This window comes from Psychrobacter sp. H27, assembly GCF_059072655.1.
The window spans coordinates 1,267,162-1,293,969 of record NZ_JCACRX010000001.1 but is presented as its reverse complement, the minus strand read 5'-3'; the positions used below and the strand labels follow the sequence as shown (position 1 = coordinate 1,293,969).

The following is a 26,808-nucleotide window of genomic DNA, read 5'->3' as shown; positions in this document are numbered from 1 at the left end:
AGCAGTTATGTGAATCCTGCTATATATCAGTCAATCACGCAATCATGACTCAAGCTGCTGTACCACGCTTGCTAATACACTCGTCGCAAAGCTACCTGTGGTCAATGTGAAATTCAATACCAGCGTCTGATCATCAGACCACTGCCATTTTAGCTGCTCAATAGGTAGTCTCAGCGCGCGTCGTTGTGCCTTGATATCACGCTGCTCTAATCCCATTGCTAGCTGTTTGAGTAATGCGCTGTGCTGAATTACTTTCTTTTCTTGCTCAGCGGCACTACTACTGACTTTATCATTGTCGGTGCCCCACATGGCAGCAGTGGGATGTATATCGCCACTATCAAGGCGTGCACGCAGTGTCTCATCCAAGGTCTCACTGGTAAATATAGACCCTGAACCGTCCAGATTAAACACTTCACCTGCTAGTCCTTTATTCCAGCTCTCATCACGTACGCGCGCTGCCAGTATCTCATTAAATATCAAGCTGCGTGCTGCAGATAGCTCCATAGTGTTTTGTTCTCTCGGCGCACGCTTACGCTTACTCTTTTTTGGCTGCGGACGATGCTCGCGCGGTGGGCGGGCAAACAGAGACAATGCTTCTTTGATGTTATTGCCTTGCCAACCAAAACGCTGCGGACCAAAGTAATTGGGCACACCGCTGTCACTGATGCACTGCAAATACTGCTCGACACGCTGCTTAGCAGACTGTACTTGCTCAGGCGCTACTGTATCGACCTCATTAGACGTTGCGAGCTGAACATCACGTAAGGTAATAATAAAGTGGTTGGCACGGTGGGTACCGCGGTTAAGCTTTTTGTTATGCCAGTGCTGAGCAAGGATAGTGACGGATTCGTGCTCGCCAACGTCTATCGGTGCAAACTCGGTAGGCGGTAATTGTTTTTTGGGTATGCGCAGACTAAACCACTGGGTCGTCAACGCATGACGGTCTTTCAGTCCTGAGTAACCCACATCGCGCAGTGGGATGTCTGCCCATTCTGATAGTAGTTTTGCCAGATATGCGGTGTTCATACCTGACTTCTCTACATGCAGCCACAAGTGCTCGCCTTCACCCGTAAACTCTAGCGGCAGTATCTCATTGACCACAAAATCTGCAGGACTTGCTTTATAAGTGGCTTGTTGTATCGGCGGGCGATTAGGTTGCGGCAGTCTCGTAGTGTCAGTAATCGCTGCAATATCGATAAGCGTGAGATCCAAACGGTCGATTGAATCGCTAACTGTAGCAGATTGAGTGGCAGAGGTAGGGGTATTGTTGATATCAGTAGAGGTATCTTGAGAAGTCATAATCTGGTCTTTTATTTTGTGGTGATAAGCAAGAGGGATAACATAAGCAATCGGGTGAGCAATTACGTTTTGCAACGCAGGTAACATACAAAAAAACATCGTGTGTTATGCGGTCTTGCTACTATCAGTACATAGCATACTTAGACAATAGAGTAAGTTGAAATTGTCAGGCTCGGTCTGGTCATTTTCAATGCGCTGTTATTAGGACATTATTATAACTGTTAAGGAAGCATTATGACCAAGGCGATGATCAACACAGTCACCATTAGTAAAGCTGATATTCCAAGTGGTGGCATGAAATCTTATAAACAAGAAGACGATAGTATCATTTTAATCACGCGTGATGACGATGAGTTCCGTGCATTTGATGGCAAGTGTCCGCATGCGGGTGCAGATTTGGGCAACGGTCTGCGCTGCGGCAACCGAGTCGTCTGTCCTTGGCATCATGCAAGTTTTGATACCCGCGACGGATCATTATTAGAGCCGATAGCAACAGAAGGTTTGACTCAGTATGAGCTCACCAGTGACGGTGATAATGTGACCGTTGATACTTCAGCTCAGATAAAAAAATCGATAGATAACGACCAGCTCACAGATACTCATACCATTATCGTAGGTGGCGGCGGTGCAGGATTTATGACAGCCAACCAATTACGTAATGGATGTTATGGCGGCAAAATCACACTGATTAGCAAAGAAAATACCGCACCTTATAATCGCCCCTTACTATCAAAAGCATTTTTAGCTGGCAATATGGCCGAAGACAAGTTGCTATTAGGCGGCGCAGCGTGGGCCAAAGACAACGATATCGAGTTGCGACTTAATCAAACGGTCAGCGAAGTATTGCCCAATGAGGCGACCATCGTCATAGAAAATGAAAACGGCACTAGCGAGCGAGAGACTGCGGATTTCTTGGTGGTGGCGACAGGTGCATCACCTAGCATTCCGCCCATTACTGGGGCAGATGTCGATGGCGTCTACACGTTGCGTAGCATGGCAGATGCCAAATTGATTAAAGCGGCCAGTCATGATCAGCGCGTGGTAATCATTGGTACAGGCTTCATCGGTATGGAGGTTGCCTCTTCATTAGCACAGGCGGGTACGGCTGCTTCTATTACGGTGATTGGGCAAGACGACCGCGTGATGGGCAATATCGTATCGGAGACTGTGAGTAATGCACTGATCAAACTGCATGAAGAAAAGGGCATCAACTTTGTATTTGATGCCACCGTCAATGAAATTACCAAGATTGACCGTCAAGCTGACCAAGACAAAGATAACGAAGCTTTTTCACATGTGGGCGGTGTTACGCTAGCGAGTGGTGAGCACATTGATGCCGATATCGTGGTCTTGGGTACTGGCGTCTCACCGCGCACAGAGATACTGAACGAGGTTAATGACCCAGATGGTGTACAGGTCGATGACCATCTACAGCTGCGCGATGGGGTATATGCGCTAGGCGACATTGCCAAAGCTAGCAATCAAATGGGTCGTATGCGCATCGAACATTGGCGTGTAGCATTGCAGCACGGCATGGTCACGGCAGCTGCTATATTAGGTGATGACAATGTCGACTCATTGGAGGCGCGCATTCCATTCTTCTGGACCATGCAGTACGGCAAGAGCCTACGCTATAGTGGTCATGCCGAGACACCAGAGCACAGTATCCTATTTGGCACGCCAGATACGCTCGACTATATCGAATATTACTTCGATGACGACAGCGAGAACACAAGAGCTAGCGCAGCGAGCACGCTCGGACGCGACAAAGAATTGGTCGCTTTCTCTGAGCTATTGCGCCGTGGCCATGCGCCAACGCGCGCGCAGCTCAATGCAGGGTTTGATATTATTGAGCAAGCGCAGGTATTATCGCGCTAGTACTACAAAGCAATACGTATTAATATTTAGACTGGCTTAGGGAACTAAGCCAGTTTTTTTATATGAGTAAAAAGGGAAATTATAATATGAGCGAAAATAATATAAATAACAGTAACATACATATAGACTCTTCCGATAAAGAATCTGTATTTCTACGTGAAGCCAAATTGGATGATATCGCTGCACTTGAGCGCTTATTAAATCGCTGCTACCGCGAGACAGCAGGCTGGACCAATGAGGCAGATTTGATTGGTGGTATTAGAACCACGTCAGCCGAGCTTGCTGCCGTTATCAATGACCCTAACCACTATTACTTTGTTTATCCAAAAACAACAACAGGCGAGCGTGAGGCAGAAGAGACGGGCGAGCTACTTGGTTGTATCGCTGTCGATATCAAAACGGATGCTGACGCTAATAAAAAAGCCTATATCGGTATGTTTGCGGTACATCCTGAGTTACAAGGGCAGGGCATAGGGAACATCATTCTGCAAGCGGCAGAGACTTTTGCAGATCGACACTTGCAGTCACAGAACCAGCCCAGTCGTCTGACCATGTCGATCTTGAGCCATCGTCCTGAGCTCTTGGCTTACTATCAGCGCCGCGGTTATCAGTCCAATGGCAATAAAATGCCGTTTCCAAACGATGGTAATAATGGCGAGCCCAAGCGTGAAGACTTAGAGCTGTTGGAGTTAGAAAAGATAGTGAGCTAAATGTAGGTCTAGCAACAAGTCACTTGAAACGACAATAAAATCAAGGCCTCATTTAACCCCAAAAGTGTCCAAAGGTCATAAACAACCCCAAACTTAATAGTAAAAATGCCACAATGATCAAGCGCTTGAACCAGTTAAATGCTGGCAAGCGCGTGGCATTGTCATCAGACATCAGATAAGCAAACAAAAACAATAGGCTCGCTGCTAAGGTCATGATTCCGATGCCAATCGGCAATATAAATAAGTACACCTGCCACACAGTGATCTCTCAACGGTTAGTATTCATCGCATCATAGCAGTATTGGGATTGTACTGTCAGTAAGTGACTCTTTTGTATTTACTATCTGTATTTTTTGATGTTAAAAAATAGAGATATCGGCTATCAGAATATAAAAAGGATGCACAAACGGTATCCTTTTTATATTCAATAAGATTATGAGTAATAGTGCTCGATGCTTAGCGCTCAACGCATTGTCACAAATTCTTCTGAACCAGTCGGGTGAATAGCGACTGTATTGTCAAAATCAGCTTTGGTCGCGCCCATCTTGATCGCGACGGCAAAACCCTGAATCATCTCATCGACACCGAACCCAAGACCGTGTAGACCAATAACCCTCTCCTCATCACCCAAGCATACCAGTTTCATCATGCATTTTTGACGATGCTGAGTCACTGCGCTATACATAGAGGTAAATGTTGATTTGTAGCATTTGATGCTTTCTTTGCCATAACGCTCAATCGCGTCAATCTCAGACAAGCCAATCGTACCGATAGCAGGGTGGGTAAAGATCACGGTCGGTATCAACGTATAGTCCAAATGCTCATCAGGTTTATTATTAAATAAACGCTCGGATAGACGGCGACCAGCGGCAATCGCTACTGGGGTCAGATCGATACTGTCTTCGATAATATCGCCAACGGCATAGATGTTTTCAACATTGGTATTTTGGAACTTATCGACCTTGATCTTGCCAGTCTCGGTAGTTGCAACGCCAGTCACTTGCAAATTGATATTGTCAGTCGATGGTGCGCGTCCAATCGCCCAAATCAGACAGTCTGTCGTATCTAGGCTGCCGTCTTTGCTACATAACGTCAGGCTATCATCTTCGTTTTTATGAACCTCGGTCAGCGTGGTGTTGGTATGCAAATGTATACCGTCTTGCTCCATCTCTATGAGCAGAGCCTCTACCACACTATGATCAAATGCACGCAGCGGTGAGTGCTGACGGACATACAGGTGCACTTCAGCGCCCAGACTGTTTAACACGCCTGCGATCTCGACAGCGATATATCCAGCGCCCACAATCGCTACGCGCTTTGGCAAATGCCTCAATGCAAAGAAGCCATCAGAATCGATGCCGTACTCTGTGCCTTTGATATCTGGGCGAATAGGATGACCGCCAGTCGCAATCAAGATATGATCAGCGGTAATGAGCTCACCATTGACCTCTACGGTATTGGTATCAACAAACTTAGCAAAGCCTTTGATGACTTCTACGCCGTTTTTGGCCAAGTTATTGTCATAAGAGCGGTGGATATTTTCGATATACTGTTGACGACTCTGTACCAGCTTTTGGAAGTCAAAATCTCGGACATCGACATCAAACCCATAGTCTGGCGCATATTTATGAATGGCTTCGGCAACTTGCGCGCCATACCACATGACTTTTTTGGGGACGCAGCCCAAATTCACACAAGTACCGCCCAACTGGTCGGCTTCGATAATGGCGCACTTTTTGCCATAGCTGGCTGCACGGTTGATTGAGGCAATACCGCCGCTACCGCCGCCAATGGCGATATAGTCATAATGTTTGGTCATAATAAGGTCTCTTTACTGAGTTGTTGTACGTATTGTTTTAGATGCCAGCATAACGGGTCATGCTATCTGTGCTATCCATCTTACAAGTTTTTTGTGCTGAAGGCATGGCAAATAGCCTACATGCGGACAGCACATAACTAGGAATAGGCTAGGGTCTATATACTTGACCACATTTATCAAACAATGGGGCGCCGTCTATAAAACAATAGCCCCGGAATGGATAAACCCAATACCAATCCTGAAGTCACAAACAGTGCTTCAAACAAGTACACCATCATTTGGCTAAACAATTCGTCAGAGAAGCCAAAATAGCCAATCTGCACCATACTGACCATTGCCTTATATGCTGCGATACCGGGCATCATACAGATGACGCTGGGTGAGATTAAGGCTTTGGGTGGTAAGGTATATTTCTTAGAAAAATACACCCCCCAAAAGCTGGCAAGCATCGCCCCAAAAAAGCTGGCGATCACCAGATGGACATGCTGATATACCAGTGCTGTCTTTAGCCCAAAGCCAAACGCCGTCATCAGCAGACACGGCAAGATATAGCGCTTGGGGACACTGAACATCAGCGTCCAGCCAAGGGTAATGATACATGACAGTACGACGGTCTCAATAAACCACATCTAAAACCCCCAGTGCTGTATGCGCAGCAACACCAATGCCATCACGATACCGACGCACGCGGATAAGGTCAGCATATAGGTAAAGACCGCACGCTCAACGCCAATATTGACATAGCCTTTTAAGATATCGGATAAAGAGTTAATCAGCGGAAAGCTGGGAATCAGTAGTAACACACTAGAGGCTACGGCAATATCAGCATTATTGCCAATATCAAAATAATAGGTCGTCGCGCCAATTAAGGATGCAATAAAAGCGGTGACAATAACAGTGATAAAAGGATTAAAGTGGTGCTTGGATAAATAAATACGAGTAAACATCGCTACCATACCAGCGATAAAGGTCACTGCTGTAATCGACCAGCTGCCGCCATTCAGATAAGCAAACGCCGCACATGAGGCACCAACAAATATACTGACTAGCCATGTTGGATACACGGTCTTATCCAACTCATCAAAGGCAATCGTCGTGCGGTCAATCAAGTCGATACTATCTACGATGGATTCGGTTTTATTAACGATTTGCTGTATCTGTACCAATAAATTAACATTGATGCTCTGGTTGATCGTGTCTCGGGTGGTGGTAATACAGCGTTCATCGCAGATGGTGGTCAGGGTAATGGCGTTAAAGTTCAGCGAACATTCGACGCTGTTCATTTCTAGCGCAAGCCCCAAGCGTTTGGATAAGTCCACCACCACGGCAGACTCAGCGCCATACTGCATAAGGAGTAAGCCGCAGCGCACGCATAGTCGAGTAATGCGCTGCTGCTTTACGTAGCTGATAGAGGTCATGAGTTAGATACGCATGTTGATTGGTATTGATACGTTATTATAAAGGGTCTGGATGCTGACGCGCATACAATATCAGAAATACCATTAAGTGATACGATAGAGTATAAGCTTTTTTGGCAAGGAGCATAAAATGCATATCGCTATTTTGACATTGACATTTTCATTGCCCGGCTGCGGCTCACTAAAAGAAAAGCGCCAACGCATGGGCGGCTTGCACGCGCGCTTTGGTAATACGCCAAGCGTCGCGGTCTGTGAGAGCGGCGAGCGCGACAACCATCATGCCAGTGAATGGACGTTTGTGATCGTTGGACTGTCCAAACGTGAGGTCGAGTCGCAATGTAGTCAGATTGAAGAAAAGCTAGAACGTACGGTAGATGCACGGGTGATGAATATTGAGAAGGAGTTTATTTAGTTGAGAAACTAATGTCTCCAGTCTTTGATTTACTAAAGGTAAAGGGTACAACCTTAGTAGAAATACGTATTAAGGTAATTGTTATTCAATGGTTGATTGTTATCAAGTATGATAGGTAGTATTCACTTCATACTAACTCAGAAAAGAGGTGGCATTTTCAACGTTTTGAGAATATATAAAAACTAACAATGGAATATAATAAATGCCGAAAAGTAATAAGAAAAATAGAAAAAAAGTTGCTAAACCTCTTTTTCATTCTCCGAAGACTCAAAAGCAAATCTTGAATGAAAAATTAGATAAGCATGGACAGGAGATGAAAAAGCAGAGAGAGGAGCTTGAAGGCTTTCGCCATACTTTAGACTCACTAACAAAGAGTCATGCAAACCATCTCTCACTACTGAGCAACTTTGCTAGACATGACCTAAAAAATTATGTTCATTCAATTGATGGAGTAGTAAGTACCTGTAACGCGGAAAGTATTACTGATGATCAGCTTGAGACTATTCGACTGAACGTGGAGTTTATACGTACTACATTAAATGATTTTTCTAAACTTGTCGTTCATAACGAAGATAGTAGCTGTGAGTTTTCAGACTTGATAAATGCTATAAATATCATCAATAGAAGCTCACTTGCGGAATTAGATATCAATTTCAAGGTAGATAGTAGCGTTGATGCGACATTCTATATACCTTTTAATATAATGTTTCAATTACTCAACAATCTTATTGTGAACGCTATCAAAGCACTAGAGGTGGGAAGTGTTCTTGATAGAACAATAGAACTAAATGCGTACGTTGAAAGCGAATATCTAATTATAAAGGTTAGTGATAATGGAAAAGAAGTTAGAGAAGAGGATAAAGGTAGCCTTTTTGACTATGGGTTTTCTACAACTGGGGGTACCGGTATAGGTCTGTATCATGCTAGACATTTATGTGTTTCAAATAATGGAAGTATAATATATAGTGATGTTCATAATAAAAAAACCACTAAGTGTTTCACAATAATGTTGCCTTTAAGGTTGGAGACTTAAATAATGAAGAAGAGTATTCTAATTATAGACGATGAGAAGGCTCAAGTGGATAACCTCGAAAGGCATTTATCCACTACTCTTGATAATGAGTACCACATATTTACAGCACATGAAGAAAGTGACATTTTAGATAAAGTGGAAAACTCTTACTATTCTTTAGCTATTTTGGATTTGAGGATGGATGATTATGATATAGATGGAATATCTATAGCTAAAAAAATAATCGAATTTAATCCATTTGCTAAAATTTTGATTACGTCTGCGTTCACAGATGAATTTTATTCCTCTTTCAAAGAAATGCTTCTGTCTGGTAAGGTTATAGACACTATAGATAAGGATTCTTTTCACATTTTTGCTTCAAATGTCGTGCGTGCAATTGTAGGTTATCATAGCGAGTATTTTAGCTCTGATGATAGTCTGCAAAATGCCTTGTTAGAAAATTATGCTGAATGTAAAAATATTGAAGATACCTACAGGAAAGGAGTTAAGTTTGAGCAGTTCGTTGCATTATTGTTCAATAGTATGGGTTTCGATAAGATAAATAGACGCAATGTCGATAAATCTCGCAATGAAGTTGACTTGATAGTTAGGAATGACGTTGAAGATAATTTTTTGAGCAAATTTGGCAAATATTTTCTTATAGAATGCAAAAATATGCCAAAGACTAAAGTTGATAAGAACATGTTCATTGTTTTCAAAAACAAGCTCGAAACCACTGCTAACTTATCCGAGTTTGGTATTATAGCTACGTCTGGAGGATTTACGAGTACAGCTTTCCTTGAGGCTATCAGAGAGTCTCGGACGAATAAGAAAGTAATATTTTTATCAAATAAACACTTTGAACGCTTGATTTTTTCTAATGATAGGCTAGAAACTTTTAAATCCTTTATAGATGAACAGGTGAAAGACAATTAATCTTTTATTTTAACTAAATTTTTTATCGTATCTGTCCATGAATGTATTCTGAGTTATTCTCTAACCAACAAAAAAAGGCCACTCCCTAAAGAGTAGCCTTTTATCAATGAGTATCTAAACATTGTCGGTTATTGACGACGACCTTGACCTTCAGGTTTCTCGTACCCTTTCGCACTCATACACGCTTCCATTTTTTTCATATCAGTTTTACTTGGGCGACTATCATGAGACATTTTTACATTCATACGTTTAGCACAGTCATCCATAGCTTGTTTCATGTCTGCTGACATATTAGGTCTTTGATGGTTGCGATCGCTTGCGCCATTTGATGTGCCGCTTGACGCACAGGCGCTAACGCCAACAGTAGATGCCAAGATAATGAACATTAATTTTTTCATAAAGAGTCCTTAAAGGGTTTAGAGATTGTACAAGAGCAAATAGCATCAATTCGTACGTGCCATATCGTTCTTAATCAGATATTTCTATATCGTGTACATTTGCGCATGATGTTTAACTATTTAAATATTAATACAATCAACGTTTAAGTATCTTTAATAAAGATTAAGAAAGGTAACGCAGCAAATCAACATGGGTGTTGGTCTAATACAGATATAACGATTTAGAATTGCAGCTCAGAGCGTGTACAGTACTTTGTACCAGCCAAAAAAAGGCCACCCTATAAAGAGTAGCCTTTTATCAACTATTCACTAATTTGTCTTAGCTCACGTCTTTTAACCCTTGCTCAAGCATTGGCTTTAGGAACTCACCCGTATATGAGCCTTTCACTTCCGCCACTTCCTCAGGCGTACCTTCAGCGATGATCAGTCCACCACCTTTACCCCCTTCAGGGCCTAGATCAATCACCCAATCCGCCGTTTTGATGACATCGAGGTTATGCTCGATGACCACGATGGTATTACCCTTATCGCGTAGGGTATGCAGGATATGCAGCAGCTTATAGATATCATGGAAGTGCAAGCCCGTGGTTGGCTCATCCAAGATATAGAGCGTCTGTCCTGTATCACGTTTGGCAAGCTCACGTGCCAGTTTGACACGCTGCGCTTCACCGCCAGACAGCGTTGGTGCAGACTGACCCAAACGAATATAGCCAAGACCGACATCCATGAGCGCTTGCAGACGACGATAGATCGCAGGTATCGCTGAGAAGAACTCAGTCGCATCTTCGACAGTCATCTCCAACACTTCGGCGATACTTTTACCTTTATAGTGAATCTCTAGGGTTTCGCGGTTGTAGCGTTTGCCTTCACAGGTATCGCATGGCACGTACATATCAGGCAAGAAATGCATCTCAACTTTGATGAGACCATCACCTTGGCACATCTCACAACGTCCGCCTTTTACATTGAAGCTAAAGCGACCCGGCTTATAACCACGAGCGCGCGCTTCTTGCGTTTGAGCAAACATCTCACGCACAGGGGTGAACACGCCCGTATATGTTGCTGGGTTTGAGCGCGGTGTACGACCGATAGGGCTTTGATCGATATCGACCATCTTGTCCAAATGCTCAAGACCGCTGATGCTTTCAAACTTATCAGCAATCAGCGTTGAGGCGTTGTTTAACTGTGTCGCTGCCAATGGCATGAGAGTGCGGTTAATCAAGGTTGACTTGCCCGAACCTGACACGCCCGTCACACAGGTCATGATACCAACAGGGATAGTTAAATCCACATCGTGTAGGTTGTTACCTGATGCACCTTTTAGCTCGATGTTCATCGGGGCTTTTTTCGCTTTGGCTTTTCCTTTGACTTCCACATCTATGGTTTTGGCTTTATGACGCACGGCTGGAATTTCGATGCGCTTTTTGCCAGACATATATTGTCCAGTGAGCGATTCCTTGTTTGCCATGATGTCATCGACCGTACCCTGAGCGATGACATGACCGCCGTGTACGCCGGCACCGATACCGATATCGATCACGTGATCCGCTTGGCGAATGGCATCTTCGTCATGCTCAACGACCAGTACGGTATTGCCCAAGTCACGCAAGCGCGTGAGGGTTTTGAGCAGACGATCATTGTCACGCTGATGCAGACCTATTGATGGCTCATCAAGTACGTACATGACGCCCATGAGACCTGCACCGATTTGGCTGGCAAGCCTGATACGCTGTGCTTCACCGCCTGATAATGTTTCGGCAGAGCGGGCAAGGGTCAAATAATCAAGACCAACGCTGACGAGGAAGTTTAAGCGCTCATTGATTTCTTTAAAGATTTTTTCCGCGACTTCGCCTTTATGACCGCCGATCTTTAGCGTTTTATAATATTCCGCAGAGTCGCCAATAGAGAGCTTGACGATGTCAGCAATGGTCTGGTCGTCAACACGCACATTGCGTGAGATCTCGTTCAGACGCGCGCCATCGCAGACATTACAAGTGGTATCAGCTAAGTATTTGGCCAGCTCATCACGGACGAGGTTACTTTGCGTTTTAGCATAACGGCGCTCTAGGTAAGGCAGCACGCCTTCGAATGGTACGGTCTTGTTGGTTTTGCGACCGCGCTCATCAGTAAAGTTAAAGGTGAGCTTTTCTTTGCCAGAGCCATGCATGATGATGTCTTGATGCTTTTTGGCAAGGTCCTGCCACGGCATATCCATATCGATTTTGAAATGCTTACAGACCGTGCTAAGCAAACCGAAATAGTAGGCATGACGTTTGTCCCAACCATTAATAGCACCTTGATTGAGTGATTTTTCATGATGGGTAATCAGTTTTTCAGCGGCGAAGTACTGGCGTTTGCCCAGACCATCACAGCTTGGACACGCCCCGTATGGGTTATTGAAACTGAACATACGCGGTTCAAGCTCAGGTACGGCACGATCACAGACAGGGCAGGAATGCTTGGCTGACATGACTTGGTTATCGTCACCACCTTCTTTTGGATTGCCATCCATAAAGTGTAGCGTGACCAGCCCTTGACCTAAACGTAGCGACGTCTCTAAACTTTCAGCGACACGGTTACCTAAATCATCACGGACTTTAAAGCGATCGACCACCACTTCGATAGTGTGCTTTTTCTTTTTATCGAGGGTCGGCAGCTCATCAGTGTCGTACACATCGCCATCGACGCGTACGCGCACAAAACCCTGACCAATCAGCTGCTCAAGCAAGACGGTATGCTCACCTTTACGCTCGCGAATCACCGGTGCCAAGATCATGAGTTTGGTATCTTCTGGCAATGCCATGACCTGATCGACCATCTCGGTGACCGACTGCGCGACCATTGGCTCGCCGTGTTCAGGGCAGTAGGGTGTACCGATACGGGCATAGAGTAGACGCAAATAATCGTAAATTTCAGTAATCGTTCCGACGGTTGAGCGCGGGTTATGGTTGGTTGATTTCTGCTCGATGGCAATCGCAGGGGAGAGACCCTCGATGCTATCGACTTCAGGCTTTTCCATTTGTGAGAGGAACTGACGTGCGTAGGCTGACAAGCTCTCAACATAGCGACGTTGTCCTTCGGCATAGAGGGTATCGAAAGCCAATGAAGACTTACCAGAGCCAGACAATCCTGTGATTACCACGAACTTATCTCGCGGAATGTCTAAATCAATATTTTTTAAATTATGAGTACGTGCGCCGCGTATTGCGATATGGTCATGTGCCATCGTTTATGGGTTTCCTATTTGCTAAAAGGGGAGTGAAAATATGTCAAATAAAAAGCTAAATACAGATCAATACAATGTTTATTTGATAGTGGCATATTAAAGATATGCAGTGGTTGGTTGAAAATGCGAATAAGTTTTCAGTTTGTAATTGTGCTACCACTTATAATTTTACTATTAATAGTTTCGCTGCTGACTACCAGTGCTTTATATGGTTACTTACTATTTATTTCGCGAGGCAATTGATTCTGTATATCTGCCTTGTGCGTCTAAGCAAATCTAAATCAAATCCCTGTTAAGTAACAGGCATCGTTTGTTATGGTTTTGACCAAAAGTGTCATTTTTTGAAGGGGTTTGTCATTTAAATTATCGTCTGAGTCGATCGCTAATAACGTTTACGACGCCTTACTTTATTGTCATGGCGACAGCATTATTCAAGGTGTAATAAGGTATATGATGCAGTTAGTAACAAAATAATCTTGTAATATTAATGGCTTGAACGTGAGCCGTCTCTAAGGTCTGTTCGCTTGAATAGTAGCGTCAGCACAAAAAACCAAAAGTCTCGGCAACCAAACGGCGAATGTCTTATACTAGGGGGCTTGATTTGTAGGCTGATGCCTTGATAAACCAGTAGTGATAAATCATGGTGTAGTAAAAGTGCCAGCAGCGAAAAACCAGCAGTGATCAACCAGTGAGGCAATTATGAATAGCATAGAGAAACGGGCAATCCTCGGGGTCGGTGGTATCTTTGCCTTGCGAATGATTGGCTTGTTTATGATTGTGCCAGTGTTCTCTGTTTATGGGAGCAGTTATACGCATGCGACGCCGTTTTTGATTGGGCTGGCAGTCGGTATATATGGTTTGGGGCAAGCTATTTTTCAGATACCAATGAGCCTTGCTGCTGATAAGTTCCCGCGTAAACCCATTATATTTTTGGGATTGGTATTGTTTGCCATCGGCGGGATAATTGCGGCAAATGCGACTGACATATATGAGGTAATTATTGGACGGGCGCTAGCAGGTAGTGGTGCGGTCTCTGCGGTATTGATGGCGCTATTAGCCGATGTGACTCGCGAGGAGATGCGCACCAAAGCAATGGCGACCATGGGTCTGACCATTGCGACCTCTATCATGCTTGCCTTTGCCTTTGGTCCATTGTTAGTCGGTTCGCTCGGTATATCTGGGCTGTTTTGGCTGACATCAGGGTTTGCTGTATTGGCGATGTTATTGCTGCTTGCCGTGCCAACACCGATGCGTGTGCTCAAACACAATCTAGACAATAAAACCATCGGTCAGCAACTGGCAACTGTCCTCAAGATTGGCGATCTTAACCGCTTACATATGGCTATCTTTGCTTTGCATTTAACGATGACGGCTATATTTGTCATACTGCCGCATCAGCTGAGCGAAGTGATGGGGCTATCAGTACGTCAGCAAGGACTGGTATATTTGCCGCTGTTGTTCATTGGTTTTGCAATCGCGATACCTTTTATCATCATTGCCGAAAAGAAGCGCAAAATGCGTCAGGTGTTCTTGGCAGCGATAGCGCTAATGACCGCCGCATTGGCGCTACTTGCGCTGGGCAGTCAGGTTGGTGTCGGCATCATCTTGGGTTTGCTGCTGTACTTTATGGGCTTTAATTTGCTTGAGGCGACGATTCCTTCGTGGATTTCTAAGCGTGCACCAGTTGCCAATAAAGCAACGGCAATGGGACTTAACTCTTCGAGTCAGTTCTTTGGTGCGTTCGTTGGCGGTGCGATGGGTGGTTTACTTCTAAACCAGCCGAACTTATTGGCATGGGGTATCTTGGCTATCATTATGGGCGCCGCGCTATTGATCATTCTTCCGATTGCGCAGCCGCCTTATTTATCAAGTACGACAGTGACGATACCCAAAAACATCAATATCCAAGAGTGGTCACGTCAAATGCTCGCGGTAGATGGCGTTGATGAGCTGGTCGTGATGGCAAAAGAGCAGGTAGCTTATTTAAAATTAGATAAGACGCAATTGACGGACGACTCGCGTCAGCAGCTGTCAAGTTTGGCACAGAGTCCACTCGATCTTTAGTACGTTATTTATAGACTCATAAATTCGTAGAAGCGAGACTATTGTAGAAACGAAGATAAATGTGCAGCGCTGAGTAGACAATACTCCTATAGATGGCCATTATGAGTAAGTAGACATTAACCCTTTATCTCTATTTACAAGGAATTGATATGAGTAAGTTTAAAAAGCTAGCGATGGGTTTTGGACTGTCAGCCACGCTATTGGCTTCTGGCTGTGCGACACAGAATATTCAAGCCTATCAGAACACGACGCCGACGCTCGATATGCATGAGTTTTTCTCAGGTCAAATTGAGGGTTGGGGAATGTTCCAAGGTCGCAATGGTGACGTCAAAAAACGTTTTTATGTCGACATCGATGCAACTCATGAAGGCGATGATGTCATCGTCTTAAATGAAAAGTTCTCATGGGCAGATGGCACAAAGTCTCAGCGCATATGGCGTCTGACTGAACAATCAGACGGTCGCTGGGTTGGTACCGCTGGAGACGTCGTAGGCGCGGCAACAGGGGAGGTGGTAGGCAATACGTTGCATTGGAACTATGTATTAGAGCTACCTGTCGAAGACAAGACTTATAAAGTCAATTTTGACGATTGGATGTATCTTATCAATGAAGATGTCATGCTCAATCGTTCAGTGATGACAAAGTTTGGCGTGGAGCTGGGCAGTGTGACGCTGAGTATGCACCGTCAAAACGCTACTGATAAATAACTACTGTCAAATAACTATTGTCAAGTAACTATTGTCAAGTAATGGTTTATAGGGCTGCGATTGGATAGCACTATAACTGGATAGCGCTGAATTTGGATAATGCGATAAATTATTAAGCACAATAAAATATGCTTAAAAGTACCCAGTATTCAGCGCATCTTGAAAACGGCAAAATACCCCTAATAGTGTAGAACTACGATAGTTTTGAGAAATTATTTAGGCGACATAGATTGACGTCTACCCTAAGTAGACTGTAGATATTTCGATAAAAATTGGTTAAAGTAAACTCATATAATTGATATTACTAAGAGTTGATAGCATCAAATGCTGCTATTAGATAACGATTAAAACAACGTATTAAATTATTCATCAATAAAAGGACGGTATCATGCGCGGAGTTAATAAAGTTATCATCATTGGTAACCTTGGAGCGGATCCTGAGGCACGCCAGTTCAATAATGGTGGCAGCGTGACCAATATTTCAGTTGCGACATCAGAGCAGTGGACGGACAAACAAAGCGGCGAAAAGAGAGAAGCGACAGAGTGGCATCGTATCTCGCTATTCAATCGTCTGGGTGAGATCGCCGCGCAGTATCTGCGTAAAGGCAGCAAGGTCTATATCGAAGGCAGTCTGCGTACGCGTAAATATCAAGACCAAAGCGGCCAAGATCGTTACATTACTGAGATTCGCGCTGAGCAAATGCAGATGCTTGATGGTCAGACTGGCGGTGGACAGGGACAAGGCAATAGCGGTGGTTTTGGTAATAACCAAGGTGGCTCAAATCAGGGTTATGACAATCAAAATGGCCAAAACAACTATGGTCAGCAAGGTAATAATCAGCCAGCACAGCAAGGCGGGTACAATAACCAAGCGAATGGTGGGCAAAACAGTTTTAATAACCAAAACGCACCTGCGCCGCAAAATCAGTTTAATCAATCAGCACAAAAGCCAGCACAGTCTAAGCCTACAGCAATGCCAGATGGTCCTGTAGATGATGATATTCCGTTCTGATGATGATAAGACATAGAACGTAAAGATAAAAATAGATAAAGAACCTCGCCACTGGCGGGGTTTTTTAATGTGTAATCATAAATAACTAAAAACTCAGTCACTGCTAAAATTCTAATATCAGCTTTGGTCATATTACAAGTTGATTGCTAAGACATATAAAAGCATCTATCTTTAGAAATACATAAAGATAAAACTTCTGTTTGTTTTTGCCTACTTTATATTTTTAAATCATTCATTATCTTTATTTTTTTTGCCACAAGTAAATGGACAATAGCCACCTGCAAATAAAATTAATGCCATAAACTACTTTTCATGACTGTTTTTATTATCATTTTTTATATTGAAATTTATAAAAACTACCTTTCATACCTCATATAAACCGTTTGTTCTATCCAGTTTAATTGGGACTAACAGTTTATCGATGACATTGATATACTCAGCTCAAATAAAACTGCACACGACTTTAAGTATTGATGCTGCTACTAAAAAGTTATCTAGCAATAAATACGAATCAATTAAAGTTCGATCATGTGATGGTTTAAAACATAAAATTATTTGGGTTGGCATCTTACAGGCAGGGTGCTCATCTGACTGCCAGTACAGAGTATAAAGAATGAATGACGGTGATGTGTTTCGCAAAAGTGATGTGGGTAGAGAAGAGATAAAGTCTCAAAGTCTTGGTGTGTTACCAAGAGAGGCAAGAACGTTGTTGATTATGATCGACGGTAAGCGAACCTACCAAAACTACCTAGATACACTCGATAATAGCAAAATGTTTGCTGACTTTGGTGGTGTTGCACCTCTATTTGAGCTGCTTTTAGAGCTCGAGTGTATCGAAGTGGCGAATACCATAAATACGCGTGCCCGTATCAAGACAGAACCTCAAGCATCTAGCAGCACGCAAGTGCCAGAGATCTTGCGATCTCAATCAACACAAAACTCGTTTGATACCAGTACCGAGACAGAGTTCGATCGTACTTTTAATAGTAAATCACCTAGCAGCGTTATAGACGCTGGTAAAAAATCGCTAGGCGGTATTTTTAAGTCAAAAGTATCTGATAGCAATTATGGAACGATAAAATCGGACTTGGCGACTTATATTGAAAAAAACGCCCCACCTGCTGAGGCTTGGGGTTATCTGTTAAGTTTGGAGCAGTGCAATGACAGCTCACAATTGCTGCGATTGGCACAAGAGATACAAAAGAGCAGCAACGCAAATTTATCACGTGGTATGAATGAGTTTATTAAAAGAACTCAGTAGTAGAGTGGATAAAACAACTGGCTCATTATCAAAAGTAAATAAGCTGTCTTTGCTTATTGGGCTATCAAATATGTACACACTATTAAATATCTACAAGCTATTAAATATTTACAAGCCTAACAAACTAATTGGAAAAACCTATGGAATCAGTCGATCTTTCAGAGTCAAATCGTCAAAAAATGCAACATGGAGAGCATCTCATTGTACGTTTGACTTATATTAGCCGTTATAACAATGATAATCTCAACGGTGAGGTGACTCGTATTCTTGAACAAGCGCAGCAAAACAATGAGCGCAATGGTATTACTGGTGCTCTAGTATTTAACCACAACTACTTTTTGCAGAGTATTGAAGGGGCAAGACCAGTGATCAATGCACTGCTTAGAAAACTTGTCCAAGACGATCGCCACCACTCTTTACAGATCGTTGAGTGCCGCGAAGTTGATCAGCGTCACTGGAACAAATGGTCAATGAAATACTTGATTCCAAGCGATGAGAACAAAGGGATTGCTCTGAAGTTTTCGACAGGTAATGAGTTCAACCCTTACCTGATGAGTACCAACCAAATTATGATGTTGATTGATACGTTATCGGAGCTTCAAGAGCAAGAAGGACAGCGTACTTCTCAAAAGAAAAAACCTTGGTATGCTTTTGGCTAATTGGTTGATGCCTATAGAGTCTACCTGCTTCCATAACTTTTTTATAAGAGAAAAAATATGACATCAGTAAATACAGATGCTCACATCTTAATGAGCATGACCTATGCCAGTCGCGCAAACCCAGATGTATCGGCTACTGACTTCAACGAGATATTGCAGCAAGCACAGATCAATAACGCCGCCAACGGTATTACTGGCATGCTGACATTTAATAAAGATTATTTTTTGCAGACCGTAGAAGGTCCAAGAGCGCAAATTAATCGTTTGCTATATAGCCTGATTGCTGATGAGCGTCATTACGATTTACAGGTTATTGAAACGCGAGAATTAAAGCACAGAGAATGGTCAAAGTGGTCTATGAATTACGCGTCTCCAACCGAAGAGAACGCTGCTGTGTATCTAAAATACTCTACGACGAATGGGTTCAATCCATATTTGTTGAATGCCGACTCTGCCAATGGCTTGATGAATGAGCTGAGTGCTCAAAAAGGTTAGATAAAATATCTCGGTCTTAATAACAGTCAAATACCCTAGAGTTAATCAAAAAATATTTTGAGATAATAATTAGGATAACAGTCGATTGACTTTGATTATATCTAGTATAATGAATATTTGTTATGACCAATAATGCTTTATTGCCAATAACGCTCAATTGATAGTATTACGAGATATCAAAACAGCAACGAATGATTTTTGATAAATGAATGATCAAGCAAATTTTTGAAGATGTAATATCGACTTAGTTAAAAACAGTGTTAATGATGAATGAATATTCATTCAGGTTCTCAGTAGAGATGATAGCTCTATTGAGGTGAATAACTTTTATACAATTGGATTTATTATGAGCAAAAACAACGCAATCGATTTAGACAACTTAAACGTAGACGAGCTACGTGCTATTACTGAAAATGCACAACAGCTTATCGCCAAAAAACAGCACCAGCGTTTATATGACGCGTATATGCAGTTCGAAAAAATCGCAAAAGAGAGCAACGCGACTATCGAAGAGATCTTAAAAGCTGGTGAGACGTTAGAGAAAAAACGCAGTATTAAGTACCGCAATGGGGACAATAACGAAGAGACTTGGACTGGTCGTGGACGCAAACCAACGTGGTTGGTCGAAGCACTCGCAGCAGGTCGTGATCTTGAAGACTTTGCGATCTAATGGTGTAGACCTAGGTCATCATACAGCACGCAGACGAGCTTAGCAGTCTTGTAGATAGTGGTTTATTTACAAGCATTTAGTCGTAAGTGACGTCACATCGCAAAACAGAGAAGCCAGTATCTATGTTGCCATTATTTTGGCAAAAAGATACTGGCTTTTTTTCTGTCATCTATAGGCCATTGTTTGTTATGATAATGACGTTTTGGTCTTATATAAGAGTTGTGCAACTGTGACCCAAGTATCTGAGTTGTCTCATAAACGTCCTCGTAAGCTTTGGTGGCTGATCGGGTTCGTATTGTTTGCACTATTTGCCGTATTGCAGATGCCAGCGGCGTGGCTACTTGAGAAATATGCGCCCAATACCCCCTATGTACAGCATGTGTCAGGCAATGTCTGGCAGGGCTCTGCTATCTGGCAACTTCCCATATCATCGACACCGCTCATAGGCATGGCCGACTGGTCGTGGCAGCCATGGCAACTGCTCACAGGTAAGCTTGGCGCAGATATCAACATAAAAACAGAGCAAACAAGACTGAATGGACAGGTGAAGCTTGGTTTTAACTCATGGCAAGTCGACGATATGAGTGGGAAAATCGCGCCTGAGACTCTAAAAAGTGTCGTTGACTGGCAATTACCTAACACGCCTATTCAGGTCAATGGCGTCTCATTGACGCGCTTATCTGATGACGCCGACAACAAGGTAACATCAGAAACTTCTAGCAGCGCATCTACTCAGAGTACTACTGGATTCAGTGCTGCAGAGGGGCAGCTGACATGGGTAGGCGGTGAGGTGGGCTATCCAAGTGGTGGCAAAGTTTTTTATCTGACTATGCCTGCATTACGCGCAGAGCTGAGCGCAGAGCAAAAAAACAATAGAAACCTGTTGCATATCAACTTGTTGAATAATCAAGATAAGCGTCTGGGTGATCTGTATATAGACGGTGATAATATGCTGGATGTCAGTCTGACCCAGCGCCTACTAGAAAACATGCCTGAGTACAGAGGACAGGCACCGCAAGATACGCCAGTCGTTAGTGTGCGTCAACCGTTGCTAACTGGTCTAGGGGCAAACTAAATGGCCAATATGACCGCAAGCCTAAAACCCGTTATAAATACTCTCAATCGTTTTTCAGGATGGTTATTGCTACTCGCCATTGCTTGGCTATGTTGGACAGCTGCCCGTCTTTTGTGGTTATTGTTGGCAGCGCCCTTAGCACCTGCATTACCGCTAGCCCCTTTGCAAAATAATGCAAAGTCTACCAATGATTACAGTGGTTTGTTTGCGATATTTGCTGATCCTGATCCCATTGCGGCGGCAGTCCAGCCACCACCTAACGTTGAGCTCAAAGGGGTATTGCTAGCGATACCTGAGACTATGTCTTCGGCACTACTTAATATTAATGGTGAGGTAAAAAACTACCGAATCGGTGATGGACTAAAAGATAGCGACTATATTCTTGTCGCTGTTGATTGGAATTCAGTTATTATCGCTGATGCTAATGATAAAGAAACCATCATTAGCATGCCGGATGCCATGATACTAGATCAAAGCAAAATGTTGGCAGGCGGCGTTAGTAATCAGCGCCTGCCTAATAATAGCCTATTACCAACTGCCCCTCAGGCATTGCAAGAGACACCTTCTGAGCCTGCAGTAGAGACGAGTGAAAGTAGTCCACAATCAGCTATTGAGGAGGCGGTCACGGCGCTGCAAGAAAACCCTGCCAGTTATTTGAGTAGAATGGGGGTAATGGCGTCAGGTGAGAGCTATCAAGTGACAGCCGCAATGCCGTCAAAACTACGTAACCGATTAGGGCTTGAGCCGGGTGACAAAGTACTGACAGTAAATGGACAAAGCGTGGGTAACAATCCGGCTCAAGATGCGGGCGTGTTACAGCAAGTACAGCAAGCAGGTGAAGCACAGATCGAGGTTCAACGTGGTGAGCAAGTCATTACGATTCGCCAGCAGTTCTAGCACGGCGGCTCTTTAGCACAGGTTGCTCGTTAAAAACTCAGTACATATTATGCAATATCATTGTAGGTAATTATAAATATGGTAAGTTTTCATCAATTTTCAGCCACACCTTTACATCGTGTTCTGCAGCGCTTGATGCGTCTAAGCCGTCCTATCTGCCTAGCGGTACCCTTGTGGGCAGCCAGTATGGGCCTTGCGAGTGCTGAGAGTTGGAAGGTCAACTTACAAGATGCCGATATCAAAGCTTTTATCAATGAAGTGGCAACCATCACTGATCAAAACTTTGTCCTTGATCCTCGTATCAATGGCAACGTAACTGTCATCTCCAACAAAGCCTTATCCCGCGATGAAATTTATCAGCTTTTTTTGAGTGTGATGCAGGTCAATGGTATTGCGGCGATTGAGTCGGGTACGACGACCAAGCTAGTGCCGGATAATGTTGCCAAGCAATCTGGCGTTGCTGTTGATTTGCGTGGCAACAGTGTTGGGGAGTCATTGGCAACCCGAGTGATCTATTTGACAAATACCCAAGCCGCGGAGGTTTTAGGGGTCATACGGCCACTGATGCCGCAGTCAGCCCACGCTGCTGCGGTACCTGGCGTAAATGCGCTTGTGCTATCGGATCGAGCAGATAGCCTCAATCAGCTGACAGCGCTTATCCGTGATTTGGACAGTAACGTCAATGATAGTTTACAAGTGATTCCATTACGTCACGTCGATGCCGAACGTATGATGGAGCTCATTAGTGCGTTGGTCGCAAATGCTGGTAGCGGTCAAACGCAAGGTAGTAACAATCAGCTAAAGGTCATCGCTGATACCTCAAGCGATAGACTGCTGGTCAAAGGCAGTCCTGAGATGATTGCCAAAGTTCAGGAGATGGTCAATCAGCTCGATACTACGCCCACAAGACGCCTAAGTGGCCTCCGTGTCTTTCGCCTAAAGTATGCTAGTGCCACTCACATTGCCGATATGCTAAGAGGGTTGCTGGCCAATCAGTCAATCAATAGCGCTGGTGCAACATCCACATTAGAATCAGCCTCTTTGAATGATGCAAGCAGCATAGGCGCATCCATCAATAGTGCTGCAAATGAAAGTATTAGTAATAGCAGCCCCTCAGTGGTACCCACCAGCAATGCAGGCGTAGCGAGTACAGGCGTCGGGGGCCGACCGTTTAGTATCATTGCTGATGAGACGCAAAATGCCGTTATCGTAAACGCTGCGCCTGAGCTCATGTTTGAGATTGAAGACGCTGTCAATCAATTAGACAGTCGCCGCGCGCAGGTATTGATTCAGGCTGCTATTGTAGAAGTCTCAGGAGATGATGCGACTCAGCTCGGTGTTCAGTGGGCACTTGGCAATGCCAACAGCGGTTACGGCGTTGTAAATTTTAATAATGTAGGCGCTAGTGCAACGACGCTGGCTGCCGCTGCACTGGCAGGGAGCAGTACGGGTATAAGTGCGGCTGCCAGCTCTATCGTTGGTGCATTGGTCGGTATCGGTGACAGTCGAACAGACAGTCAAGGGAATACTGAGTTTTATGGTGCTATTTTGCAGGCACTTGATTCTTCTACCAGTGCCAATCTACTATCTATGCCGTCTATTTTGACATTAGACAATGAAAAAGCCAGTATTCTGGTTGGACAGAATGTTCCTTTTGTCACAGGCTCATTCACCACTAGCGGCAATGATTCAAACAACCCTTTCCAGACCATCGACCGTCAAGACATTGGTATCAACCTTAATGTCATTCCGCACATTGGCGATAATGGCACAGTACGTTTGGAGGTGTCTCAAGAAGTCTCGTCTGTCGTACCAGGCAGTACTGGCAATGCTAGTGGCTTAATCACTAATAAAAGCCTTATTAATACGACAATTTTAGCAGATGATCAGCAGACCATCGCTTTAGGCGGTTTGATGCGTGACAACAGCACCACGCGCCAACAAAAAGTTCCAGGTCTTGGTAATGTTCCGCTGATTGGAAGATTATTCCGCTCTGATAATGACAGTACCCAAAAGAGCAATTTGATCATATTTTTGCAGCCAACTATCTTGCGTGATGGTGGTGCGGTCGCGAGTGTGACTGAGCGCAAGTTCAATCAGATGCGTGTACTGCAGCTGGTCATTGACAAAAACGGCACGATTAAACAACTACCACTGAGTGGTACACAAGGTTGGGACGGTGATGTCAGTGCAGACTACGAGTTAATGCCACTCAACCCGCTCATTCCTAAGCGTGATCAGACCCCAAATTCAACTTCTCAAGGTTTTACCAAGGTAGACAGTCCTAATAGTGGTATAACGACCTATCCTCTAAGTCGTTAAAGCTAACGTAGTTCGCTACTAGTTATTTGCTACTGTAGATCGCCAATGTCCCTTAATTACTATGAGCCAATGCACGATATAATTGTATAGTTATGTCGTACATTGGCTTGCGTGTTCACAATATAGCTACTACTATACTAAACATTAGTAGAATAATATCGCGTATCCGATATCTGTTGATATGATTTATATTCAGGTAGTAAATGGAGCCAAAATGGCAAATCATAAAGTGTTTAAGAAATGGCTGGCCCTGAGCGCTGTTGCTACCGCTTTGACGCTCATTCCTCGGCGCAGCAGCCGCAACGCTGACACAGAGGTATCCAATAAAGACTGTAACAAAGCCAGTGATCAAAGTAGCTCTCATGATGATACGAGCGCTAATTAGATCACGTATTAAATAGGCAGTGCAGGCTTTTTATATTGGGTTTTATAGTTAGCGCATCAGCTGTTAATATAGTCATTGGTATAATATGATGATTGATAAGGTATTTTACTAAAACAGTTATTTTGGAGCATATCAATGGCGGCTACCGAGTCATCGACTCTCGATAAAAAAACATCAGTCAGGATGTATCCCCTCATTGATACACATACTCATTTTGATACGCCAGTATTTGATGATGATCGAGCTTGGCAGGTACAGCGTGCTTATAGTCAAGGTGTACGCCATTTAGTGTTGGTAGGTTACTTATATCAGTATTTTGAGCGGATGTACGACACTGAGCAGGTACTGAACAAAAAAGCATCACAGTCTTCTGCCAGCGATATTCAATATCAGGACGAACCTTATATACATACTCATATTGCGCTGGGTTTGCATCCTTTTTATATCGAACAGCATACTGACGAGCACCTGATAGCATTGGCACAGATGATGACAGAGCGCCGCCCTTTAGCTATTGGTGAGATTGGCTTAGATACATTTACTGATGCGATGAAAGCGCCTAGTGTATTTGCTAGGCAAAAGCGCTTTTTTAAGGCGCAATTAGATATTGCAGTGACCCATGAATTGCCAGTGATGCTGCATATTCGTAAGGCGCATGCCGAAGCACTCGCTATATTAAAAGCGCATGATTATGATGCACATGAATTGGGCGGCATTGCCCACAGTTTTAGCGGCGGTGAACAAGAGGCCAAGGCTTTTGTAAAATTGGGATTTAAGCTGGGCGTTACCGGTCAGATTACCAATCCAAATGCCAAAAAACTCCGCCGTGCGATTACAGCCGTTGTTGAAGAGTATGGTATAGCATGTTTGGTGATAGAGACTGACTGCCCAGATATGACGCCTATGATGTGTCAAACATCGCATGATGAGCATTCAGAGTCTGGACAGAGCCCCTATAATGAAAGAGAAAATGCCCATAAGCATGATAGAAACGTCCCTGCTAATTTGCCTTGGGTGCTAATAAGTCTGAGTGAGCTATTGGGCGTATCACGTGATAAACTTGCTAAGCAGTTGTGGCAAAATAGCTGTGACGCCCTAAAAATAACATGGACCTATCCGGCATGACTAATCTTGTATGATTGGTCTAGCATGACCATGAGAGACGATAGGAAAATGGAAAAGGCGAGGGGTAAAACGCAAGTCATAAATGTCGTGGTTAGCACATAAAGCAATAGTTATCATTAAAAAGAGTAATTCGAACCGTTATGAATGAAACACAACAATTTGAGCCGCCAAAATTAAAAGAAAACGCTCTAGTACAACGCGACGCTGATCAAGAAAGTGAGCAGTATGATCGCCGTTTTCAAGGGACGCGCACGCTCTATGGTACGTCAGCGGTAGATACTTTTGCGGCAGCTCATGTCTACGTTATTGGCGTAGGGGGTGTGGGCTCTTGGGCCGCTGAGGCACTGGCTCGAACAGCAGTAGGTACCATCACTTTGATTGATTTGGATGTATTGGTCGCCTCTAATGTCAATCGGCAGCTACCTGCTTTAGACAGTAGCTTTGGTCAAAGTAAGATTGCGGCAATGGCAGCACGTATCAAAGAGATTAACCCCAAAGTGACGTTGAATCTTATTGATGATTTTTTGACAGTAGATAACGTCGCTGCCCTACTACCAAGTCTTGATGATGCAAAAGCTGCTGCCAAGCAAGGTAAGCCCATAGTAGTGTTAGACTGTGTAGATGACATGAATGCCAAGCTAGCAATCGCACTGCATTGCCGTTTTAATAAACTAAAGCTCGTCTGTGCGGGCGGTGCAGGTGGCAAAATAGATCCAAGTCAAGTTAGAGTAAGCGATTTGCGCGACAGCTATCAAGATCCACTACTGGCCAAACTGCGCAATAAATTACGTCATGAAAAAGGCATCAATAGCGCACTAAAAGACAAGTTCGGTATCAAGTGCGTTTATTCTATAGAGCCGCCACATGTAGACAAGAGTTGCCAAGCAGGCGGTTTGCAGTGTGGAGGCTATGGGTCAGCAGTGGTTGTCACATCGGTAGTAGCAATGATTATGGTCAATGAAGCATTACAATTATTGATAAAACAGACGAGCCCTCAACCGAGCGTCTGATATTATTTAATGGAGTCT

The 26,808-nt window shown here is 43.8% G+C and carries 25 protein-coding genes; 18 read left to right on the top strand and 7 right to left on the bottom strand.

Features of this window, described 5'->3' with window-relative positions; translation table 11 throughout:
* Positions 1–42: 42 nt before the first annotated feature.
* Positions 43–1,299, bottom strand: a complete 1,257-nt coding sequence (truD, locus tag AC5JPY_RS05110; protein ID WP_493852300.1) for a tRNA pseudouridine(13) synthase TruD — start codon at positions 1,297–1,299, stop codon at positions 43–45.
* 234 nt (positions 1,300–1,533) lie between these two features.
* Between truD and AC5JPY_RS05105 the strand changes: the two genes are divergently transcribed.
* Both AC5JPY_RS05105 and AC5JPY_RS05100 read left to right on the top strand, forming a co-directional pair.
* Entirely contained in the window at positions 1,534–3,177 is a 1,644-nt protein-coding gene (locus AC5JPY_RS05105) for an FAD-dependent oxidoreductase (protein ID WP_493852299.1), read from the top strand.
* 86 nt (positions 3,178–3,263) lie between these two features.
* Positions 3,264–3,887 carry a GNAT family N-acetyltransferase gene (locus AC5JPY_RS05100; protein ID WP_493852298.1) on the top strand — a complete coding sequence of 208 codons (624 nt, stop codon included), beginning with the start codon at positions 3,264–3,266 and terminating at the stop codon, positions 3,885–3,887.
* A 52-nt stretch (positions 3,888–3,939) separates the two neighbouring features.
* Here AC5JPY_RS05100 and AC5JPY_RS05095 read toward each other — a convergent pair whose 3' ends face one another.
* From AC5JPY_RS05095 to AC5JPY_RS05080, 4 genes are all read right to left on the bottom strand, one after another.
* Positions 3,940–4,101, bottom strand: a complete 162-nt coding sequence (locus AC5JPY_RS05095; RefSeq protein WP_319051467.1) for a hypothetical protein — start codon at positions 4,099–4,101, stop codon at positions 3,940–3,942.
* Between the two features lie 249 nt (positions 4,102–4,350).
* Positions 4,351–5,706 (bottom strand): glutathione-disulfide reductase, encoded by a 1,356-nt coding sequence (gene gorA / locus AC5JPY_RS05090; RefSeq protein ID WP_493852297.1) that lies wholly within the window; start codon positions 5,704–5,706, stop codon positions 4,351–4,353.
* A gap of 176 nt (positions 5,707–5,882) precedes the next feature.
* Positions 5,883–6,335 carry a threonine/serine exporter family protein gene (locus tag AC5JPY_RS05085; protein ID WP_493852296.1) on the bottom strand — a complete coding sequence of 151 codons (453 nt, stop codon included), beginning with the start codon at positions 6,333–6,335 and terminating at the stop codon, positions 5,883–5,885.
* Positions 6,336–7,124: a threonine/serine exporter family protein gene (locus tag AC5JPY_RS05080; RefSeq protein ID WP_493852295.1), complete on the bottom strand. Its 789-nt coding sequence runs from the start codon at positions 7,122–7,124 to the stop codon at positions 6,336–6,338.
* Between the two features lie 130 nt (positions 7,125–7,254).
* On the opposite strand from AC5JPY_RS05080, the gene AC5JPY_RS05075 reads away from it, so the two are divergent.
* From AC5JPY_RS05075 to AC5JPY_RS05065, 3 genes are all read left to right on the top strand, one after another.
* The gene (locus AC5JPY_RS05075; RefSeq protein ID WP_493852294.1) at positions 7,255–7,536 is read left to right on the top strand and encodes a DUF503 domain-containing protein; all 282 of its coding nucleotides are present in this window, start codon (positions 7,255–7,257) and stop codon (positions 7,534–7,536) included.
* Between the two features lie 202 nt (positions 7,537–7,738).
* Positions 7,739–8,569, top strand: a complete 831-nt coding sequence (locus AC5JPY_RS05070; RefSeq protein WP_493852293.1) for a sensor histidine kinase — start codon at positions 7,739–7,741, stop codon at positions 8,567–8,569.
* 3 nt (positions 8,570–8,572) lie between these two features.
* A complete protein-coding gene (locus AC5JPY_RS05065; RefSeq protein ID WP_493852292.1) occupies positions 8,573–9,484 on the top strand; it encodes a response regulator in 912 nt (303 codons plus the stop codon).
* Positions 9,485–9,612: 128 nt separating this feature from the next.
* Here the strand turns inward: AC5JPY_RS05065 and AC5JPY_RS05060 are convergent, their stop codons facing one another.
* Both AC5JPY_RS05060 and uvrA read right to left on the bottom strand, forming a co-directional pair.
* Positions 9,613–9,882: a hypothetical protein gene (locus AC5JPY_RS05060; RefSeq protein WP_493852291.1), complete on the bottom strand. Its 270-nt coding sequence runs from the start codon at positions 9,880–9,882 to the stop codon at positions 9,613–9,615.
* Positions 9,883–10,201: 319 nt separating this feature from the next.
* On the bottom strand, positions 10,202–13,108 hold the full coding sequence (gene uvrA / locus AC5JPY_RS05055) for an excinuclease ABC subunit UvrA (protein ID WP_493852290.1): 2,907 nt from the start codon (positions 13,106–13,108) through the stop codon (positions 10,202–10,204).
* A 699-nt stretch (positions 13,109–13,807) separates the two neighbouring features.
* Between uvrA and AC5JPY_RS05050 the strand changes: the two genes are divergently transcribed.
* From AC5JPY_RS05050 to AC5JPY_RS04990, 13 genes are all read left to right on the top strand, one after another.
* Positions 13,808–15,172, top strand: coding sequence for an MFS transporter (locus AC5JPY_RS05050; protein ID WP_493852289.1), 1,365 nt, complete (start codon positions 13,808–13,810; stop codon positions 15,170–15,172).
* Between the two features lie 149 nt (positions 15,173–15,321).
* On the top strand, positions 15,322–15,879 hold the full coding sequence (locus AC5JPY_RS05045) for a DUF3833 domain-containing protein (protein WP_443525838.1): 558 nt from the start codon (positions 15,322–15,324) through the stop codon (positions 15,877–15,879).
* A 388-nt stretch (positions 15,880–16,267) separates the two neighbouring features.
* Positions 16,268–16,891, top strand: a complete 624-nt coding sequence (gene ssb, locus AC5JPY_RS05040) for a single-stranded DNA-binding protein (RefSeq protein WP_493852288.1) — start codon at positions 16,268–16,270, stop codon at positions 16,889–16,891.
* 613 nt (positions 16,892–17,504) lie between these two features.
* Positions 17,505–18,152: a hypothetical protein gene (locus AC5JPY_RS05035; protein WP_493852287.1), complete on the top strand. Its 648-nt coding sequence runs from the start codon at positions 17,505–17,507 to the stop codon at positions 18,150–18,152.
* A 140-nt stretch (positions 18,153–18,292) separates the two neighbouring features.
* Entirely contained in the window at positions 18,293–18,811 is a 519-nt protein-coding gene (locus AC5JPY_RS05030) for a BLUF domain-containing protein (protein WP_201607541.1), read from the top strand.
* Between the two features lie 57 nt (positions 18,812–18,868).
* Entirely contained in the window at positions 18,869–19,306 is a 438-nt protein-coding gene (locus AC5JPY_RS05025) for a BLUF domain-containing protein (RefSeq protein WP_201607542.1), read from the top strand.
* A gap of 346 nt (positions 19,307–19,652) precedes the next feature.
* Positions 19,653–19,976, top strand: coding sequence for an H-NS histone family protein (locus tag AC5JPY_RS05020; RefSeq protein ID WP_201607544.1), 324 nt, complete (start codon positions 19,653–19,655; stop codon positions 19,974–19,976).
* Positions 19,977–20,205: 229 nt separating this feature from the next.
* Positions 20,206–21,051: a type II secretion system protein N gene (gene gspN / locus AC5JPY_RS05015; protein ID WP_493852286.1), complete on the top strand. Its 846-nt coding sequence runs from the start codon at positions 20,206–20,208 to the stop codon at positions 21,049–21,051.
* Positions 21,052–21,948: a type II secretion system protein N gene (locus tag AC5JPY_RS05010; protein WP_319051347.1), complete on the top strand. Its 897-nt coding sequence runs from the start codon at positions 21,052–21,054 to the stop codon at positions 21,946–21,948. It begins immediately after the preceding gene.
* Between the two features lie 78 nt (positions 21,949–22,026).
* Positions 22,027–24,270 (top strand): type II secretion system secretin GspD, encoded by a 2,244-nt coding sequence (gene gspD, locus AC5JPY_RS05005; protein WP_493852285.1) that lies wholly within the window; start codon positions 22,027–22,029, stop codon positions 24,268–24,270.
* A gap of 214 nt (positions 24,271–24,484) precedes the next feature.
* A complete protein-coding gene (locus AC5JPY_RS05000) occupies positions 24,485–24,655 on the top strand; it encodes a hypothetical protein (RefSeq protein ID WP_493852284.1) in 171 nt (56 codons plus the stop codon).
* A gap of 183 nt (positions 24,656–24,838) precedes the next feature.
* The gene (locus AC5JPY_RS04995) at positions 24,839–25,780 is read left to right on the top strand and encodes a TatD family hydrolase (RefSeq protein WP_493844401.1); all 942 of its coding nucleotides are present in this window, start codon (positions 24,839–24,841) and stop codon (positions 25,778–25,780) included.
* Between the two features lie 140 nt (positions 25,781–25,920).
* Complete coding sequence (locus AC5JPY_RS04990) at positions 25,921–26,790, top strand: tRNA threonylcarbamoyladenosine dehydratase (protein ID WP_493842646.1); 870 nt, start codon at positions 25,921–25,923, stop codon at positions 26,788–26,790.
* The last annotated feature ends 18 nt before the right edge of the window (positions 26,791–26,808 follow it).